3 protein-coding genes are annotated in these 19,529 nt (G+C 71.1%); all 3 read right to left on the bottom strand.

Annotation, left to right across the window (positions count from 1 at the left end; all coding sequences use genetic code 11):
- The coding region (locus HUW62_RS35390) for a non-ribosomal peptide synthetase (protein WP_176436932.1) at positions 1-12,782 on the bottom strand (12,782 nt) is incomplete at its 3' end.
- A 46-nt stretch (positions 12,783-12,828) separates the two neighbouring features.
- On the bottom strand, positions 12,829-16,287 hold the full coding sequence (locus tag HUW62_RS35385; RefSeq protein WP_368670557.1) for an amino acid adenylation domain-containing protein: 3,459 nt from the start codon (positions 16,285-16,287) through the stop codon (positions 12,829-12,831).
- Positions 16,284-19,529, bottom strand: a 3,246-nt coding sequence (locus HUW62_RS35380; protein WP_176436931.1) for a non-ribosomal peptide synthetase, incomplete at its 5' end; no start/stop codon positions are given. The genes HUW62_RS35380 and HUW62_RS35385, both read right to left, overlap by 4 nt.

Genomic DNA, 19,529 nt, shown 5'->3' with positions numbered 1-19,529 from the left:
CCTTGGAGGCCTCCCTGGTTGCACCCGGCGCGTGCGTGCGCCTCGCCGTCCATCAGGTAGCGCGCCACGCCGGGTGCAACCAGGGAGGCCTCCAAGGCGCGCTGCGTGACGAGCAGCGACAGGTGGGCCTCGGAGATCATCAGCGCCACGCGCTCCGCAGGGTAGGCGGGGTCGAGCGGAACATACGCACCGCCCGCCTTGAGGATGCCCAAGAGCGCGACGTACAGCTCCGGCGCGCGCTCCAGGTAGACGCCGACGAGGACCTCGGGGCCCACGCCGCGGGCTCGCAGGTGGTGGGCCAGGCGGTTCGCCTGCTCCTCCAGTTGCCCGTACGTGAGCGCCGCGCCTCCGGGGGCGCCGACGGCGATGGCATCGGGCGTCTGGCGGGCCAGGGCGCTGAAGCGCTCGTGCACGCAGGCGTCCAGGCCGAAGGGGACGTGGGTGTCGTTCCACTCGACGAGCAGCCGGTGCCGCGCCGCCTCCGAGAGGATGGGCACCTCGCCCAGGTTCCGCGCCTCGACGGCGCAGAGTCCCACCAGCGCGGTGGCGAGCTGCTCCAGGAGCTGCTCCACGGCCCGCTCCTCCAGGCGCGGGGACTCGAAGTCGATGTGGAGCAGCAGCTCCTTGTCGGCGTGGGCCGTCAGGGTGAGTGGGTAGTGGGTGCGCTCCTGGGCGGTGACGTCGCGCACGTCCAGCGCGCTCGTGCCCTGCATCACCGACTGCTCCACCGGATAGTTCTCGAAGACGAGGAGGGTCTCGAAGAGAGGCGTGCCACGAGGCACCTGACTCCAGCCCTGGACTCGCACGAGCGGCGCGGACTCGTGGGACGAGCGCTCCACCTGCGCGGCCTGGAGCTCCTTCAGCCAGTCCACCACCTCCATCCCAGAGGGCAGCCTCACCCGCGCGGGGACGGTGTTGATGAACAGGCCCACCATCTGCTCGACACCCGCCAGCTCCGGCGGACGCCCCGCCACGGTGACGCCGAAGAGCACGTCCTCCGCGCCGGCATGGCGCCCCAACACCAGCGCCCACGCGGCCTGGACCAGCGTGCCGAGCGTGACCTGGTGCCGCCGCGAGAAGGCGCGAAGCCGCTCTGTCGCGTCCGCGGGGACGAGGACCTTGCGCGCCCCCATCACCGGCGTCGCGCTCCGGGCCCGACCTCCCTGCTCGCAGGGGACTGGCGTCGGCTCCGTGAAGGCGGCCAGCTCCCTCCGCCACCACGCCTCCGACCTCGCCGCGCCCCGCTCGCGCAGCCAGCCGATGTAGTCGCGGAACAGAGGGGGCGCCTCCATCGGCGCCAGCTCGCGGCCCTGGCGGGCGTCGTACCGAGACAGCATCTCGTTCAGCACGCGGCCCACGCTCCAGCCGTCCAACAGCAGGTGGTGGAAGCTCCACACCACGCGCCACGTCTTCTCACGCAGGCGCAACACCGCCACCCGCATCAGGGGAGGCCGCGCGAGGTCGAAGCCCCGCGCCTCGTCCTCCTTCATCCACGTGGCCTGCCGGGCTTGCTGCTGCTCGTCGGACAGGGCTCGCCAGTCCGCTTCCTCCCAGGGCAGCGCGGCTTCGCGGTGGACCACCTGGTGCGGCTCCTCCATGTCCTCCCACGCGAAGCTGGTGCGCAGGATGGGGTGGCGCTCCATCGTCTCCTGCCAGGCGCGCCGCAGGGCCGCCACGTCCAGGTCCGTGTCGAGGGTCCACGCGGCCCGTTCGAAGTACATCCCCGCGCGAGGCTCCAGTCGCGCGTGGAAGAGCATTCCCTGCTGCATGGGCGACAGCGGGTAGAGGTCCTCCAACGCGGGGTGCTCGCGCAGCAGTCCATCCAGGGTTGCCTGCGTCACATCCGCCAGTGGGAAGTCCGAGGGCGACAGACGCTTCGCGTCCGCCGTGTCCCGCTTCGCCACCAGCTCGCGCAGCGCCTGGACGAAGCCCTGGGCCAAGGTCTCCACGGTGGCGCGCTGGTGCAGCGCCTCGCTGTAGGTGAAGGACACCTCCAGCTTGCCTTCCAGCACGTGCGCGTTCACCTCCAGCACTTGCCGGCGGCGCCCGAGCGCACTCTGCTGCGCGCCCATGGACTCATCGGCGGGGACGAGCGGGGAGTCGGACGGCAACGCGGAGTCGAGCTGTCCCAGGTAGTTGAAGGCGACCTGGGGCTCGGGCACGGCCGCGAGCTTCGCGCGCACGTCGTCACGCCCGAGGTATCGCAGCAGCCCGTGGCCCATTCCCTTGCGAGGCACCCGCCGCAGCGCATCCCGCACGGCGCGGAGCCCATCGCCCGGCGTGCCGTCCGGCGGCAGCTCCACCGTCACCGGGTAGATGCTGGTGAACCAGCCCACGGTGCGACCGAGGTCCACGTCCTCGAAGAGTTCTTCGCGGCCATGGCCTTCCCACTGCACGCGGTGCAGGCGCTGCCCCGTCCATCCGGCGAGCGAACGCACCAGGCCGGTGAGCAGCACCTCGTCGACGCGGGCGCGCCACGCCTTCGGCAACTCCTGGAGCAGCGCGCGCGTCTCCTCCGCGTCCAGCGCGGCGTGCACCGTTCGCGCGGATGCGAGCGTGTTGTCTCCACCGGGGAGGTCCACGGGCAGCGGTGCCACGTCCGCGCCCCGGCGCAGCCAGAACGCCGCCTCTTCCTCCAGCTCGGGTCCCCGCGCGTGGGCCTCCAGCCGGCGTGCCCACTCCTGGACCGACGTCGTCTTCGGAGGCAGGGCCACGGGCTCGCCCTGGAGGAGTTGCTGGAACGCGGTCCCCAGGTCCTGGAGCAGCACGCGCCACGAGACGGCATCCACCACCAGGTGGTGGATCGCCAGCAGCAACCGGGTGCCACGGGGGCCCAGGTCGAAGAGGACGGCGCTCACCAGGGGCGCCTTCGCCAGGTCGAAGCCTGACTGCGCCTTCTGGGCCTCCTGCTCCAGCGCTGTCCGCTGGGTCTCCGCGTCGAGGGCGGACAGGTCCACCTCTCGTGGCTCCACCGCGTGCTCCAGGCCGGTGTTCTCCTGGCGCCAGCCGTCCGGGGTCTCCTCGAAGCGCAGTCGCAGCGCGTCGTGGTGCGCCACCAGCGCGCTCAGCGCATCGCGCAGCAGCTCTCGCTTGGGACGCTCGCGCAGGCCCAACAGGAGGGACTGGTTGTAGTGGTGCGGATGGGGGAGGCGCGACTCGAAGAACCAGCGCTGGATGGGCGTGAGGGGCACGGGGCCTGTCACCACGCCCTGCTCGCCGCGAGAGGCCCCGGCCACGCCCACGTGGGGCGCCAGCGCGGCGATGGTCTGGTGCTGGAAGAACTGCCGGGGGGTGATGCGCAACCCGGCATCCTGCGCCCGCGCGATGACCTGGATGCTGACGATGGAGTCGCCGCCCAGCTCGAAGAAGTTGTCGTGGGTGCTCACGCGCTCGTGCGACAGCACGGCGGCCCAGATGGCCGCCAGCGTCTGCTCCACGGGCGTGCGCGGCGCGACGTAGGCGTCCTTGGTCTTGCGCTGCCGAGGGGCCTCGGACACCAACGCCCGGCGGTCCACCTTGCCGCTGGACGTCAGCGGCAAGGCCTTCAGCGCGATGAAGGCCGAGGGCACCATGTAGTCCGGGAGCCGCGATTCCAGCGCGCGTCGGAGCGCCGCCGGGTCCAGGTTTTCGTCTTCGTCGTCGGTGACCAGCCACGCCACGAGCTGGCCGCGCCCGGACGCATCCTCGAGCAGGGCGACCGCGGCCTCGCGCACTTCGGGCAAGTCCGTCAGCGCGGCTTCGACTTCTCCCAGTTCGATTCGGAAGCCCCGCAGCTTCACCTGGAAGTCGGTGCGCCCGAGGAACTCGAGGTGGCCGTCCGCCTGCCAGCGCACGCGGTCTCCGGTGCGGTACAGCCGCGCGCCCGGCGTGCCGCTGAACGCATCCGGCAGGAAGCGCTCGGCCGTCAGCTCCGGTCGGCCCAGGTAGCCGCGCGCCACGCCCACGCCGCCGATGTACAGCTCGCCCGGTACCCTCGTGGGCACGGGTCGTCCGCTCGCGTCGAGTACGTACAGCCGCACGTTGGGCCAGGCCTTGCCGATGTCTGGCCGCTCCGCGTCCACCTGCTCCCGCGCGGAGGCGCACACCGTGACCTCCGTGGGGCCATAGGCGTTGACGAAGTGACGGCCCTCCACCCACCGACGCGCCAGCTCCGGCGTGCAGGCCTCGCCCGCGGAGATGACGGACGCCAGCGTGGGCAGCCCCGCCGGGTCCAACTGCGCGAGCACCGAAGGCGTCAGCGTGGCGACGGTGATGGCCTGGGACACCAGCAGTCCCTGGAGCGGCGCGCCGGGCATGAGCGAGTCACGAGGCGCGAGACACAGGCGCGCGCCCGCCAGCAGCGTGGAGAACACCTCGCACACCGAGGCGTCGAAGCCGATGGCCGCGAACTGGAGCACCCGGCTGTCCGGCTGGATGCGGTGCGCGCGGATGGCGGACAGGGCCGTATTGCACAGGCCCTGGTGCGCCAGCAGCGTGCCCTTGGGACGGCCCGTGGAGCCGGAGGTGTAGATGACGTAGGCGAGGTGCTCGGGCGACAGCGCCACCGGGGGCGACTCCACTGGCTGCCGGGCGATGGCCGCCGCGTCCGAGTCCAGGCACACCATCAGCTCGGACTGGATGGGAAGCTCGTCCGCCAGGTGTTCCTGGGTGACGATGACCGGAACGCCCGCGTCGCGCATCATCATCCCAATCCGCGCCATGGGAGCGATGGGGTCCAGCGGCAGCCACGCGCCGCCGGCTTTGAGGATGCCGAGCATGCCGACCACCAACTCGGGCGAGCGCTCCAGGCACAGGCCCACGCGCACCTCGGGCCCCACGCCCAGCGCGCGCAGGTGCCATGCGAGCTGGTTGGCGCGGGCGTCCAGCTCCCGATAGCGGAGCTCTTGTCCCTCGAAGCTGACGGCGATGGCGTCCGGCGTGCGTGCCACCTGAGCCTCGAAGAGGCGGTGGGCGATGCAGACGTCGGGCAGCGGGGTCGCCGTGTCGTTCCACTCCACCAACAGGCGTTGACGCTCTGGCTCGGACAGCAGCGAAAGGCGCGAGACGCGCTCCTCTGGCCTCGCCACCGCCCCCACCAGCACCTCGCGCAGGTGCTCGCGCATCCGCGAGATGGTGTCCTGCTCATACAGGTCGCTGCTGTATTCGCACAGACACTCCAGCCCGCGCGTTGTCTCAGTGACGACCCAGGTCATGTCGAAGCGGGCGGTGCTCGTGGTGCTGACCTCCTCCTTCAGCACGAGGCCGGGCAGCTCCAGATCCGTGTCCGGCACGTTCTGGAGGATGAGCTTCACCTGGAAGAGAGGCGAGTGGCTCACGCTGCGCTCGGGGTTGACCGCCTTGACCAGCTCCTCGAAGGGGAGGTCCTGGTGGGCGTAGGCGTCGAGCGCCGAGCGCCGCGTCTGTCGGAGCAGCGAACGGAAGGTCGGGTCGCCCGCGAGGTCCCCGCGCATGACGAGCTGATTGATGAAGAATCCAATCAGCCCCTCGGTGCCCAGGTGGTTGCGGTTGGCGATGTCCGTGCCGACCACGACGTCCGTCGCGCCCGTGTAGCGGTGCAGCAGGGCCTGGAAGGCGGCCATGACCGCCATGAAGGGCGTGACACCCTCGCGGCGGCAGAGAACACGCAGTGACTCGGCCTCGTCGGGAGCGAGGAGCGGACCCTGGTGGGTGCTGCCTCGGAAGCCCTGCACGGGCGGGCGAGGGTGGTCCGTGGGCAGCTCCAGGAAGGGCGGGGCTCCCGCGAGCCGCTCCTTCCAGTAGTCCAACTGCCGCTCCAGCGCGGGGCCGGACAGCCACTCCCGCTGCCAGCGCGCGTAGTCCGCGTACTGCACCGGCAGCGCGGGAAGCGGCGAGGGACGTTGCGCGCTGGAGGACGAATAGAGCGTCGCCACCTCGCGCACCAGCACGGAGAGCGACCAGCCGTCCGCGATGATGTGGTGCAGCGTCAGCAACAGCAGGTGCTCGTGCTCACCCAGCCGCAGCAGGGCGCAGCGGAAGCCAGGGCCGTGCTCCAGATCGAAGGGACGCCGGGCCTCCTCGTCCACCAGGTGCCGGGCCTGGGCCTCGCGGTGCTCGGGAGCCAGCCCCGTCAGGTCGATGACGTCCAGGGGTTGGGGCTCGGCGGGGCGGACGAACTGCGCCGGCGTCTGTCCGTTCATCAGGAACGTCGTGCGCAGGCTCTCGTGGCGCTCCCGCAGCGCGTCCAGGCAGCGTCGCGCCACCTCCACGTCGAGCGCGCCGGACAACCGGAGCACGGCCGGCATGTTGTAGACGGGGCTTCGGGGCTCCATGCGGTAGAGGAACCACAGCCGCTGCTGCGCGAAGGACAAGGCCACGGGGCCTTCGTGCGGGAGGGTCTGGAGCGGGGGCGGAGGCGGCTCGCCCGCGGCCCGCGCGCGCAGCGCCTGGATGCGCTCGGCCAGGCCCGCCACGGTGGGGGCCTCGAAGAGGGTGGCGATGGGCAGCTCCACCCCGAAGGCCTCGCGCACGCGAGAGACGACCTGCGTGGCGAGCAGCGAGTGGCCGCCCAGATCGAAGAAGGCGTCGTGGAGTCCGAACCGCTCCGTGCGCAGCACCGAGGCCCAGATGCTGGCGACCAGCTCCTCGGTGCCATTCCTCGGAGCCCGGATGTCGCCGCTCGCGCCCGACGGCGGCGCGGCCAGTGCTCCACGGTCCACCTTGCCGTTCGGCGTGAGCGGCAGGGACTCCAACGTCGTGATGCTGGCGGGCACCATGTAGCCGGGGAGCCGCCGTTGGAGGAAGGCCCGCAGGTCGCCTGGCTCCGTCGCCTTCCCGGGGTGGGGGACCACGTACGCGGCGAGGCGCTGGTCTCCGGGCTCGTCCTCGCGCACCAGCACCACCGCGTCACCCACGGCCGGGTGCTGGCGCAGCGTGGCTTCGATTTCTCCCAGCTCGATGCGGTGGCCGCGCAGCTTCACCTGTCCGTCGCGGCGGCCGAGGAACTCCAGGGCGCCATCCGGCAAATAGCGCGCGAGGTCTCCCGGGCGATACATCCGCGCGCCCGCGCGCCCGCTGAACGGGTCGGGCACGAAGCGCTCGGCGGTGAGGCCCGCGCGTCCCAGGTAGCCGCGCGCCACGCCCACGCCGCCGATGTACAGCTCGCCCGTGACGCCGACGGGCACGGGTTGGAGTCGCGCGTCCAGGACGTACAGCTCCGTGTTCGCGATGGGGCGGCCAATCGGGACGATGCCGTCCACCAGACCCGTCTTGCTCACGTCGTGGATGGAGCAGCCGACCACGGTCTCCGTGGGGCCGTACTCGTTGACCAACCGGACCCGAGGGGCCTGTCGCCGCCACAGCTCCACTGTCGCCGCGGGCAGCGCTTCACCGCCGACGACGAAGGTGCCCTGGAGCTCGGCCAGGGCTGACTCCGGCAGGAGATTGGACAGCACCTGGAGGTGGGCCGGCGTGAGCTTGACGAGCCCGTGCCGATGCGAGCGCAGCGATGACGCCAACGCCTCCAGCTCCTGCCCTGAGGGCAGCAGGTGGACCGTCCCCCCCGCGCACAGGGGCGTGAGGAGGCTGGTGAGGGTGGCGTCGAAGGCGATGGACGTGTGGACGGGAGCGCTCTGTCCCTCCGTCACCTGGTACTCCCGCCGTGCCCAGTCGAGGTAGTGGACCAGTCCTCGCTGCGTCACCAGCGTCCCCTTGGGCAGGCCCGTGGAGCCGGAGGTGTAGATGACATACGCCAGCGATTCACCGCCGTCGGTCGGCGGCGGCGCGTGCGTGGGTGCCCCCGAGAGCGCGTCCGAGGGCCCGTCCAGGACGACGGTGCGGGCGCCCACGTCGACGAGCCCTGGCGCGAAGGCGCTCGTGGTGAGCAGCACGCCCGCGCGAGAGTCCGACAACATGAAGGCCAGCCGCTCCGACGGATAGGCCGGGTCCAACGGCAGCCAGGCCGCGCCCGCCTTGGTGGCGCCCAGGAGGCCGATGAGCAGCTCCAGCGAGCGGTCCATGTGGAGCGCCACCAGGTGCTCGGCTCCCACGCCCAGCGAGCGCAGGTGCCACGCGAGCTGGTTGGCCCGAGCGTCCAGCGCCGCATAGGTGAGCGACCGCGCGCCGTCCACCGCGGCCACCGCGTCCGGAGAAGCAAGGGCGCGCGCCTCGAAGAGTGATCGGAACGTCGCCTCGGAGGGGAAGGGCGTGGCGGTGGCGTTCCAGTCCACGAGCAATCGCCGCTGCTCCTCGGGGGGCAGCGCGCTGGTGATGTGGTGAGGCTGGTCCGCGTGGAAGGCCAGCGCGCTCAGCACGCGCTGGAAGGCGGCGCCGACCTGCTCCACCTGCGCGTGCGCCAGCTCGACGGCGTTGTAGTCCAGCTCGAGCGTCAGTTCCTGCGTGTGGGGCTCGGTCTGGAAGTGGACCGCGAGGGTGGCGTTCGTCCCCTCGGAGCGGATCATTCCCAGCGCTTCCACCTGGGAGAGCGTGCCCGCCAGCTCGTGCAGGACGTGGAAGTGCATGTAGTTGAACATGACTTCGTAGAGAGGCTCGCGGCCCCACTGCCGCTGGATGTCCGCCATGGGGTAGCGGCGGAAGGGATACAGCGCGCGCTCGGCGTCGAACGCGCTTCGGACCAGCGACGTCCAGCTTCCGGGGGCCAGCCGCATCCGGAACGGAACGGTGTTGAGGAAGATGGCGCGCAGCCTGGAGCCGTCGCCCTCCTCGGGGCGGGTGTTGACGCCCATGCCGCTGATGACGTCGTCCTGGCCGCTCAGCAGGCCCATCACCTTGAGGTGGGCGGCGACGAGCACGCTCTTGAGCGGCAGGCCCTCGGCGCGGGTGAGCGCGAGCAGTCCGTCGTGAAGCTCTCGCGAGAGGGGCACCTTGACGGTGGCGATGGTCGGCGTGCCGGAGGCGAGCGGGCGTCGCCAGCGCGGCAGCCGCATCACCGCGCCGTCCGTCAGCAAGTCTCGCCAGAAGCGCTGATGGGGCTCCGACGCGAGCACCTGTCGCTCCATGGCCACGAAGTCCCGGTAGGTCAGCGTGGCGGGCAGCTCGGGGGGCGGCTGCCGTGCGTTCACCAGGGCGTGGTGGTGGTTGAAGATCTCCACCAGCGTGGAGTGGAGGCTCCATCCGTCGATGATGGCGTGGCACTCCGTGAGCGTGAACTGGAAGGACTGGTCGCCGCGCAGGTGGATGAAGAAGCGCAGCAGTGGCGGCACCGCCAGGTCGAAGTGGTTGCGCTTCTCGTCCTCCAGGAGCTGTCGGATGGCGGCCTCCTGCTCCGCTTCGGACAGGTGCCGCACGTCCACGACTTCCAGCGCGAGCTTCGCCTCACGGTGGACCAGCTGCAGCGGCTCGCTGTACGTCGTCATGTCGAACGACGTGCGCAGCACGGGGTGGCGCGCGACGATGACGCGAATCGCCTCCTCGAACAGCGCCGTGTCCACGGGCGTCTGCAGCCGCAGATGGAAGCTGTCCGTGTTGTGGTAGATGTTCGAGTCCGGCGCGAGCTGCATGTGGTACAGCATCCCGGCCTGGATGCGGGCGAGCGGATACGCGTCCTCGATGCCCGGCGGAAGCTTCGAGAGGTCCTCCTCGGAGATGAGGCTGAAGGGCTCGGTGCGAGGGAACACCTCGCGCGCGGGCTGCTCTTTCGTCGCTCCGGCCGCCTCGAGTAGCGCGGCCACTGTCTGGTGCTGGAAGACCTGCTGGAGGGTGAAGTCCAGGCCCTGGCGCCGAGCGAGCGTCAGCACGCGGATGCTGAGGATGGAGTCGCCCCCCAGCGCGAAGAAGTTGTCGTGGATGCCCACGCGCTGCACACCGAGCACCTCCGCCCAGATGGCGCACAGGGCGGTCTCCGAGGCGTCGCGAGGCGCGACGTACCGTGCCGGCTCCGCGCGCTCCTTCGAGGGCGCGGGAAGGGCCTTGCGGTCCACCTTGCCGTGGGCCGTGAGGGGGAAGCGCTCCATCAGGACGAAGGCGCCGGGCACCATGTAGTCGGGCAGGCGGGCCAGCAGGAACTGGCGCAGCTCGTCGACGCCCGGCGGTGGCTGGTCGCCGGTGGCGAGGTAGGCCACCAGCGAGCGGGTGCCCGGGGGCTCCTCGCGCACCAGGACGAGCGCCTCGCGCACGGCGGGGTGCAGGCTGAGGACGACCTGGATTTCGCCCAGCTCGATGCGGAAGCCGCGAATCTTCACCTGGTCGTCGATGCGGCCCAGGTATTCGAGCTGGCCGTCCGGCGTGAAGCGCGCCAGGTCTCCGGTCCGGTAGAGCCGCGCCCCCGGCACGTGGCTGAAGGGGTGGGGCACGAAGCGCTGGGCGGTGAGGCCGGGCTGGCCCAGGTAGCCGCGCGCGAGCCCCGCGCCGCCGACGTGGATTTCACCGGTGACGCCGATGGGCACCGGCTCCATCCGCGAGTCCAGCACGTAGAGCTGGAGGTCGGGGATGGCGAGTCCGATGGGGCTCTGCTGGGTGTGCGCGGCCTCCGCCGCCGTCATCGGCCGGTAGGTGACGTGGACGGTCGTCTCGGTGATGCCGTACATGTTGACGAGCTGTGGCCGCGCGTCCCCATGTCGCTGGAACCAGGGCATGAGGCTCGCGGGCTCCAGCGCCTCGCCGCCGAAGATGACGTAGCGCAGCGCCAGCGGCAGCGCCTTCGACTCCATGCGCTCTTCGGCCTGGCTGAGCTGGCGGAAGGCCGCGGGCGTCTGGTTCAGCACCGTGACGCGCTCATCGTGCAGCAACTGGAGGAAGGCGTCGGGCGAGCGCGAGGTGAGGTAGGGAACCACCACCAGCCGGCCGCCGTACAGCAGCGCGCCCCACAACTCCCAGACGGAGAAGTCGAACGCATAGGAGTGGAACAGCGTCCAGACGTCGTGCTCGTCGAAGTGGAACCAGTCCTTCGTCGCCTCGAAGAGGCGCAGCACGTTCCCGTGAGGCAGAAGCGAGCCCTTGGGTCGCCCCGTGGAGCCGGAGGTGTAGATGACGTACGCGAGGCCATCCTCCGAGACGTCAACCCCGGGCGAGGTGGTGGGCTGGCTCGCGAGGTGCTCGGCGGCGTCCTCCAGGACGAGCAGCGACACGCCGTCGGTCGGCAGCCGCTCCGCGAGGTGACGCTGGGTGACGGCCACGCGCATCTGGCTGTCCGTCACCATGTACGCCAGACGGTCCGCGGGGTACGTGGGGTCGAGCGGTACGTATGCGGCGCCCGCCTTGAGAATCCCGAGGATGCCGACCACGGTGGCGGAGGTGCGCTCCACGCACAGGCCCACCAACGACTCGCGCGTGACGCCGCGCTCCCGCAGGGCGTGGGCGAGCTGGTTGGAGCGGCGGTCCAGCTCCGCGTAGGTGATGCGCTCGCCTTCGTTGACCACCGCGATGGCGTCGGGCCGGCGTCGCGCCTGTTCCTCGAAGCGCTGGTGGAGGCTCCCCTCGCGGGGGAAGGACTTCAGGGCCGGCCACGTCTCCAGGAACTGGTGACGCTCGGGCGCCGTCAGCAGCGGCCATTCATCCAGCCGGAGGTCCGGGTTGCCCGTGACGCCCGTGAGCAGCGACAGGAGGTGGCCGCGCAGGCGCTCCATCGTCGCGCGGTCGAACAGGTCGCTGTTGTACTCGAGGACGCCGCGCAGCCCATCGGCGCCTTCCTGCAGGTCCAGGGTGACGTCGAACTTGGACGTGCCCGTCTCCAGTTCGATGGTCTTCAGGACGAGCCCTGGGAGCGTCAGCTCTCGCGGGGGCGCCACCTGGAGGTTGAGCGCCGACTGGAACAGCGGCGTGTACGCGAGGTTGCGCTCGGGCTGGACCTGTTCCATCAGCCGTTCGAAGGGCAGGTCCTGGTGGGCGTGCGCCTCCAGCAGCACCTCGCGCACGCGGACCAACAGCTCACGGAAGGTGGGGTTGCCGGACAGGTCCGTGCGCAGCACCAGCGTGTTGACGAAGAAGCCGATCAGCCCCTCCGTCTGGACCTGGGAGCGGTTGTTCTGCGGGGCGCCCACGACGATGTCCGTCTGGTGCGTGTAGCGCGACAGCAGGCCCTGCCAGGCGGCCAGCAGCGTCATGAAGAGGGTGGCGCCCTCTTTCTGTCCCTGGGCCCGCAACGCCGCGACGAGGGGCGGGGGAAGATGGAGGGGCAGCGCCGCGCCTCGCTGTGTCTGGAGCGCGGGCCGGGGCCGGTCGGTGGGGAGCTGGAGCACGCTCGCGCCCGCGAGCCGCTGCTTCCAGTACGCGAGGTGGGCATCCAGCGTCCCGGGCGTCGCCAGCCAGTCGCGCTGCCACTGGGTGTAGTCCGCGTACTGGAGGGGGAGCGGCTCCAGGGACGGCTCGTGGCCCGCGCTGAATGCCGCGTAGAGGCTCGACATCTCGTGGATGAGGATGCCGAGCGAGCCGCCATCCGAGATGATGTGGTGCAGCGTCATCACCAGGAGGTGCTCGGTGGGGGCCAGCCGGAAGAGGCGAAGCCTCAACAGCGGGCCGCGCATCAGGTCGAACGGCCGCCGGCACTCCTCGGTGGCGAGTCGCCGCGCCCGCTCCTCGCGCTCCGCCTCCGGACCGTCACACAGGTCCACGAGGACGATGGGCGCGCGGCCCTCCGGCGCGATGACCTGGACGGGGGTGCCCTCTTCCTGCGCGAACGTGGTGCGCAGCGATTCGTGCCGCTCCACCAGCGCATCGAAGGCGCGCTGAAGCGCCTCGATGTCGAGCTTCCCGCTGAGCCTCACCGCTCCGGCGATGTTGTAGCTGGGGTTCTCCGGCTGGAGGAGGTGGAGGAACCACAGTCGCTGTTGGGCGAACGAGACGGGGAAGACGAAGGATTCGGCTGTCATGGCCACTGGGTGCGAAGAGGTGGAGGCGGCCCCGGGAGGGGCGGCGCTAATCGTGTTGGGAGGGGTCCGGCAGGTTGAGCTCGGCGCGCGAGTCCGCCTGGACACGACGCGCCTGTCGGGGACGGGCGACCAGCGGTGGCGGCGCGGGACGCGACTCGCTGGGGCGAAGCGTCTCCAGGTGCTTCGCCATGGCGCCCAGGGTGGGGTGCTCGAAGAGGACGCGCAGGGCCACGTTCACGCGCCAGGCCTCCTGGATGCGCGCGAGCGCCTGCACGGCCTTCATCGAGTGGCCGCCCAGGGCGAAGAAGTGGTCATCCACGCCGACGCGCTCCACCCCCAGCACTTCGCGCCAGATGGTCGCGAGGCGTTCTTCGTCGGGGGTGCGCGGCGCCACGTACGTGGCCGAGGCGCGCGAGTCCATCGCGGGCGCAGGCAGCGCCTTGCGGTCCAGCTTGTTGTTCGCCGTGCGAGGGAACGACGCCAGCACCACGAAGTGCGCGGGCAGCATGTAGGCGGGGAGATGGGCGCGCAGGTGCTCGCGCAGCGCCGCTTCGTCGAGTGCGGTGCCGGGGACGGGCTGGACGTAGTGGACGTAGGCGACCAGCGCCGGGTCGCCGGCCGGTCCCCACGGGCGCACGGCAGACTCCGCCACACCGGGGTAGCGGGCCAACTGCGCCTCGATGTCACCCAGCTCGACGCGATGGCCGCGCAGCTTCACCTGTCCGTCGCCGCGCCCCAGGAACTCCAGCGAGCCGTCGGCCCGCCGCCGCGCCAGGTCTCCAGTGCGGTAGAGGCGTGCGCCTGGATGCCCGGAGTGCGGGTCCGGCACGAAGCTCGCGGCGGTGAGGTCCGGGCGATTCAGATAGCCACGGGCCACGCCCAGTCCACCCAGGTACAGCGAACCCACCACGCCGGGAGGCACGGGCCGCAGCCACGCATCCAGCACGTGCGCCTGGGTGTTGGCGATGGGGCGGCCGAGTGTAATCGGGCCGCCGGTCTCCAGCCGCGACACGGTGGACCACACGGTGGTCTCCGTGGGGCCGTACATGTTCCACAGCTCCGCGCAGCGCGCGCGCAGGGGGGCGAGCAGCTCGGAGGGCAGGGCCTCGCCGCCGCACAAGAGCTTCAGGGTGGGGAGGCCGGACCAGCCCAGCGACAACAGCATCCGCCAGGTGGAGGGCGTGGCCTGCATCATCGTGGCGCCGCTCGCCGTCAGCAGCGGCATCAACCGCGTGCCATCCACCGCCTCCTCCTGGCTGGCGATGACCACGCACCCGCCCACGCTCAGGGGAAGGAACAGCTCCAGCACGGAGATGTCGAAGGCGACCGTCGTCACCGCGAGCAGCGTGTCCCGCTCGGTCATCCCGGGCTTGTGCCCCATCGACGTCAGGAAGTTGGCCACGGCCTCATGCGGGACGGCCACGCCTTTGGGGAGGCCCGTGGAGCCGGAGGTGTAGAGCACGTACGCGAGGTCGGAGCCCCCGGTGGAAGTGAGCGCCGCGGCGGACGGGGCCTGGGCGGCGTCGGAGGACCGGAGCGTGCGCCCGCGCCAGTCGGGGATGAGGGCCGCCAGCTCCGGCTCCGTCACCAGCGCCGCGACGCCGCTGTCCTCGAGGATGTGCATCAGCCGGGGCGCGGGGTACATCGGGTCGAGCGGGACGTAGGCCGCCCCCGACTTGAGGATGCCGAGCAGTCCGACGAGCAGCTCCAGCCCTCGCTCCAGGAAGAGTCCCACCCGCTGCCCTGGACTCACGCCCAGGTGCCGCAGGTGGTTCGCCAGTTGATTGGCCCGCGCATCCAGTTGGGCGTAGGTGAGAGCGGAGGCGCCGAAGCGGGCGGCGGTGGCGTCCGGGCGGCGCGTGGCCTGCGCTTCGAAGAGCGCATGCACGGTGCGTGGGCCCGGGAGCTCGGAGTCCGTGGCGTTCCACTCGCGCAGCAGCGAGGACTGCTCCGTCTCGGACAGCAGGGCCAGCCGTGAGACAGCGCGCTCCGGAGTGTTTGCCACCTGCTCCAGCAGGCCCAGGAAGTGGGCGGTCATCCGCGCCGAGGTCGCCTCGTCGAACAGGTCGCTGTTGTAGGTCAGCTCGCTGACGAGGCCCCGTTCGGTCTCCGCCAACGACAGCGCGAGGTCGAACTGCGAGGTGCCGCTCTCCACCTCCATCAACTCCAGCGTCAGCCCGGGCAGGGCCAGCGGGGCCGGAGGCGTGTTCTGGAGGGTGAGAAGGACCTGGAACAGGGGCGGGTGGCTCAGGTCTCGCGCGGGCTGGAGCGCCTCGACGAGCTGTTCGAGGGGCACCTCCTGGTGGGAGTAGGCGGCGAGCGTGTCACGGCGCACGTCACGGAGCAGCGCCGAGAAGGTCGGGTCTCCCTCCAGGGACACGCGCAGCGGGAGCGTGTTGGCGAAGAGGCCGATGAGCGCTTCCGTCCGAGGGGGCCGGTTGGCGATGGGGGCACCCACCACCACGTCGCGCTGGCCGCTGTAGCGGGAGAGCAGCACGCCGAACGCGGTCAGCAGCGTCATGAACAACGTCGCCTCCGTGTCGCGGGCGCGTTGCTTGAGTCGGGTGACGAGGGCAGGGGGCACGGTGAAGCGCCGCGTGGCACCGAGGTATCGCTGCGCCGCGGGCCTGGGGCGGTCCGTGGGCAGCTCGAGCAGCTCCGGAGCTCCGGCCAGGTGCGCCCGCCACCACTCGACGTGCGGCTTCAACGTCCCATCCTCCGCGCGCCGCCGCTGCCAGTGCGCGTAGTCCGCGTACTGGATGGGCAGTGCCGGCAGGGTGGCTTCTCCACCAGAGGTGAGGGCCTGGTAGTGCGCGGCCAGCTCCTGCATCAACACGCTCAGGGACCAGCCGTCGCTGGCGATGTGGTGCAGCGTGAGCAGCAGCACGTGCTCATGCGCTTCCAGTCGGAGCAGTCGCACGCGCAGCGGCGAGTCCTTCGTCAGGTCGAACGGCGCGCGCGCCTCCTCGGCCGCGAGGCGCTGGACCTCCGCGCGCCGTGCCTCGGCGGGCAGCGACGCCAGGTCCACCCGAATCATCGTCACGTCGACGCCGGGCAGGATGTGCTGGACGGGCCGCCCCCCATCCATGGCGTAGCGCGTCCGCAGCACGTCGTGGCGCTGGACGATGGCGCTCAGCGCGCGCGTCAGGGCGTCGGCGTCCAGCGTGCCCGCGAGGCGCAGGGCCGCGGGCATGGTGTATGCGCCGGACGGCCCCTCGAGCTGCTCCAGGAACCACAGCCGCTGCTGGCTCGAGGAGAGCGGTGGCGCCTCGCCATGCGGTCGGGGAGCGATGGACTCCGCGACGCCGCGCGCGGCCACCGCGGCCTGCTGGAGGAAAGCGGTGACCTCCTCCTTGCGCGACTTCAACTCGGCCTGCAGCTCCGGAGTCAACGCCCCCGGTGGAGCGCTGAAGCGCAGGCGTTCACCCTCCAGCCACAGCTTGATATCCAGGCCGCGCAGGTGGCGCATCACTTCGTCGATGGGGCGTGGAGTGGGGAGGCTCACAGCTCGCCCTCCTCGCGCGCGGTGTCGCCTGTTCGCGGGCCCGTGGCCCAGAGGAGCGTGTCCAGGTGCTCCGCCAGGTCGGCGAGCGTCGCTGCCTTGAGGAGCCGCTCCAGGGACACCTCCACCTGAAGCGTCTCCCGCAGTCGCGAGGCCACCTGGGTGGCCAGCAGCGAGTCTCCGCCCAAGTCGAAGAAGTCGTCGTGGATGCCCACGCGCGGAATGCGCAGGGCCTTCATCCACATCTCCGCGAGCGTGGACTCGGTGGGCGTGCGTGGCGCGACGAAGGGACGCAGGGTCGCGTTCGCGGCCGGGTCGGGAGCTGGGAGCGCGTGGCGGTCCACCTTGCCACCCGGAGAGATGGGCAGGGCGTCCATGAGGACGAAGAAGGCGGGCACCATGTAGTCCGGCAACGTCTCCAGGAGGAACCTGCGCAGGTCCGCGGGCGTGACGCTCGCTGATGCGGTGGGCACGACGTAGGCGACCAGTCGCTTGTCGGAGCCACCGCTACCCTCCACCGGCTCGTGGTGGACCGTCACCGCCACCGCCCGCAGGTCCGGATGCCGGCTGAGGGCGGACTCGATTTCCCCCAGCTCGACGCGGAAGCCGCGCACCTTGACCTGATGGTCCGTGCGGCCCAGGAACTCCAGGGCTCCATCCGGCAGGTAGCGCACCACGTCCCCCGTCTTGTAGAGGCGCGCATGAGGAGAGCTGGAGAACGGGTCCTCGACGAAGCGCTGCGCGGTCAGCTCGGGCCGGTGAAGGTAGCCGAGCGCGAGCAGCTCACCGCCGATGTGGAGCTCTCCCGCCACGCCAATGGGGACGGGTCCCCCATGCCGGTCGAGCACGTGGAAGGCGCGGTTGGAGAGAGGTCGGCCGATGGGGACGCGCGCGGAAGGCTTCTGCCCGTTGGAAGCAGGAGGCACCTCGTGGGTCGTCGCGGTGATGAGCGTCTCCGTGGGACCGTAGGCGTTGAGGAGCCGCACCGAGCCCAGCGCACCGCGCTGCCACTGCTCCAAAACGGCCGCCAGCACCGCGTCGCCACCCACGATGACCAGGCGCAGGTGGTGGCCCGCGAAGTCGGGCGGAGACTCGTCCCAGCGCTGGGCGAGCTGACGCCAGTAGGCCGTCGGGAAGTTCACCACCGTGAGCCGGTCCTCGATGAGGTGCCGCGCCATCTCCTCGGGCGTCCATACCGTGGGGCCGCGCAGCACCAGCGTCGCGCCGACCATGAACGTCGGGAGGATCTGCTCCAGCGAGGCATCGAAGCTGAACGACGCGAACTGGAGGATGCGGTCGTTCTCCGTGTGCCGGTAGCGCGGGATGACATCGTGGCAGTGGGTGACGAACGCGCCGTGCCCGACGACGACGCCCTTGGGCTCACCCGTGGAGCCGGACGTGTAGATGACGTAGGCCGGCGTGGTGGCCTGCGCGAGGTTCTCCAGGTCCCCCTGGGGCAGTGTCGCCAGCAAGGCCGCGTCGGCGTCCAGGCGGACGAGCTTCGTGTCCAGGGCCGGCAGTCGCTCGGAGAGCGCGCTCTGCGTCACGACCACGGCCGCGCGGGAGTCCTCGACGAGGAAGCGCAGGCGCTCCGTGGGGTAGGCCGGGTCCAGCGGCACGAACACGCCACCCGCCTTGAGGATGCCGAGCAGCGCGACGAGCATCTCCGGCGAGCGGTCCAGGAGCGCGCCCACCAGGACGCCGGGCCCGACGCCGAGCGCGCGCAGGTGATGCGCGAGCTGGTTGGCCTGCTGGTTGAGGGCCGCGTAGGTGAGGTGCCGCCCCTCGAACTCCACCGCTGTCTTCTCGGGCCGCGCCGCTGCCTGTTGCTCGAAGAGCTGGTGGACCAGGTGCTCTCGCGGGTACGCGGCGCGGTTCCGCTCGTTCCAGGTGAAGGTGAGCTGGTAGCGCTCCGCGGCGGTGAGCACCGGCAGTTGGTGAAGGAGGCGCTGGGGGGCGGCCACCAGCCCTTGCAGCAGTGCTCGGAAGCCGCGCGCGAAGCGGGCGACGCTCGCGGGCTCGAACAGGTCGGTGTTGTAGTCGAAATCCAGCACCAGCCCGTCCTCGACATCGAGCACGTTCAGGCTCAAGTCGAAGGCGGCGAACGCGACAGGCTGGGAGTGGAAGCTCGCCTTCAGGCCTCCCATGTCGCGCAGGGCGAGCGGACGCTCCAGGTTGAACGTCACGCCAACGAGGGTTGTGTGACTGGTGGTGCGAGGCAGCGCCAGCCGGTTGATCAACTGGGCGAAGGGGTAGTCCTGGTGCTCGTAGGCGGAGAGGAGCGTCTGCTTGAGGGCCCGGAGGTACTCCGGGAAGGGCTCGTCACCGCGCGCGTGGCTGGAGATGGGCAGCAGGTGTGAGCAGTAGCCGACGAGCCCCTCGGCGCCCTCCAACCCGCGCCCGGAGGTGGGGATGCCCACGAGGAGCTCGGCCTGTCCCGTCAGCCGGTGGAGGAAGGAGGTGTATGCGGCGAGCAGCAGCATGAAGGGCGTGGCCTGCTGCCGCTGGCCCAGCTCCCGCAACGCCTGACTGACGGGGCGCTCCAGGCGAACCGTCTCCCGCGCGCCTCGGAAGCGTCGCGACGCGGGGTGGAGGAAGTCAGTGGGCAGCTCGATGGCGGGGATCCGCTCCACGCGCTGCTCCAGCCAGTAGCGCTCGTGGACCGCGAGCGCCCCCGTGGACTCCTGCGTCTTGAGCCAGTGGACGTGGTCGCTGGACTGCTTCACCGCGGGCAGGTCCGGAGTGGCCCCCGTCACGAACGCCGAATAGGCCGCCGCCAGCTCGTGGACGATGACGCCCAGGGACCAGCCATCCACGACGACGTGGTGGGTGGTCAGCACCAGCAGGTGCTCCAATGCGTCCAGCTTGAGCAGGTGGGCGCGGAACAGGGGGCCCTGCCGCAGGTCGAACGCGGTGGTGCTCTCCTTCGCGTACCAGGCGGCCTGGGAGTCGACCCTGGCGGCGGCGGACAGAGCGGACACGTCGAGCACCGGCAGGGCCATGCGCAGCTCGGGCAGGATGTGCTGCTGTTCGCCGACCGCGTCGATGGTGGTTCTCAGGGCCTCATGGCGGTCCACGACGTATTGCAACGCGCGCCGCAGAGAGTCTTCGCGCAGCGCCCCCTCCAGGCGGAGCGTCATTGACAGGTTGTAGGCGATGGAGCCGCCCTCGTTCGCCGTGGCGAGGATCCACAGCTGTCGCTGCGCCTCCGTCAGCGGCAGGGTCCGCTCCGACGCGGTGGGGAC

It is taken from the genome of Myxococcus sp. AM011 (assembly GCF_013372595.1).
GTDB classification, from domain to species: domain Bacteria; phylum Myxococcota; class Myxococcia; order Myxococcales; family Myxococcaceae; genus Myxococcus; species Myxococcus eversor.
Note: the sequence above shows the minus strand (reverse complement) of the source record. Positions and strands in the feature narration are given on the sequence as shown.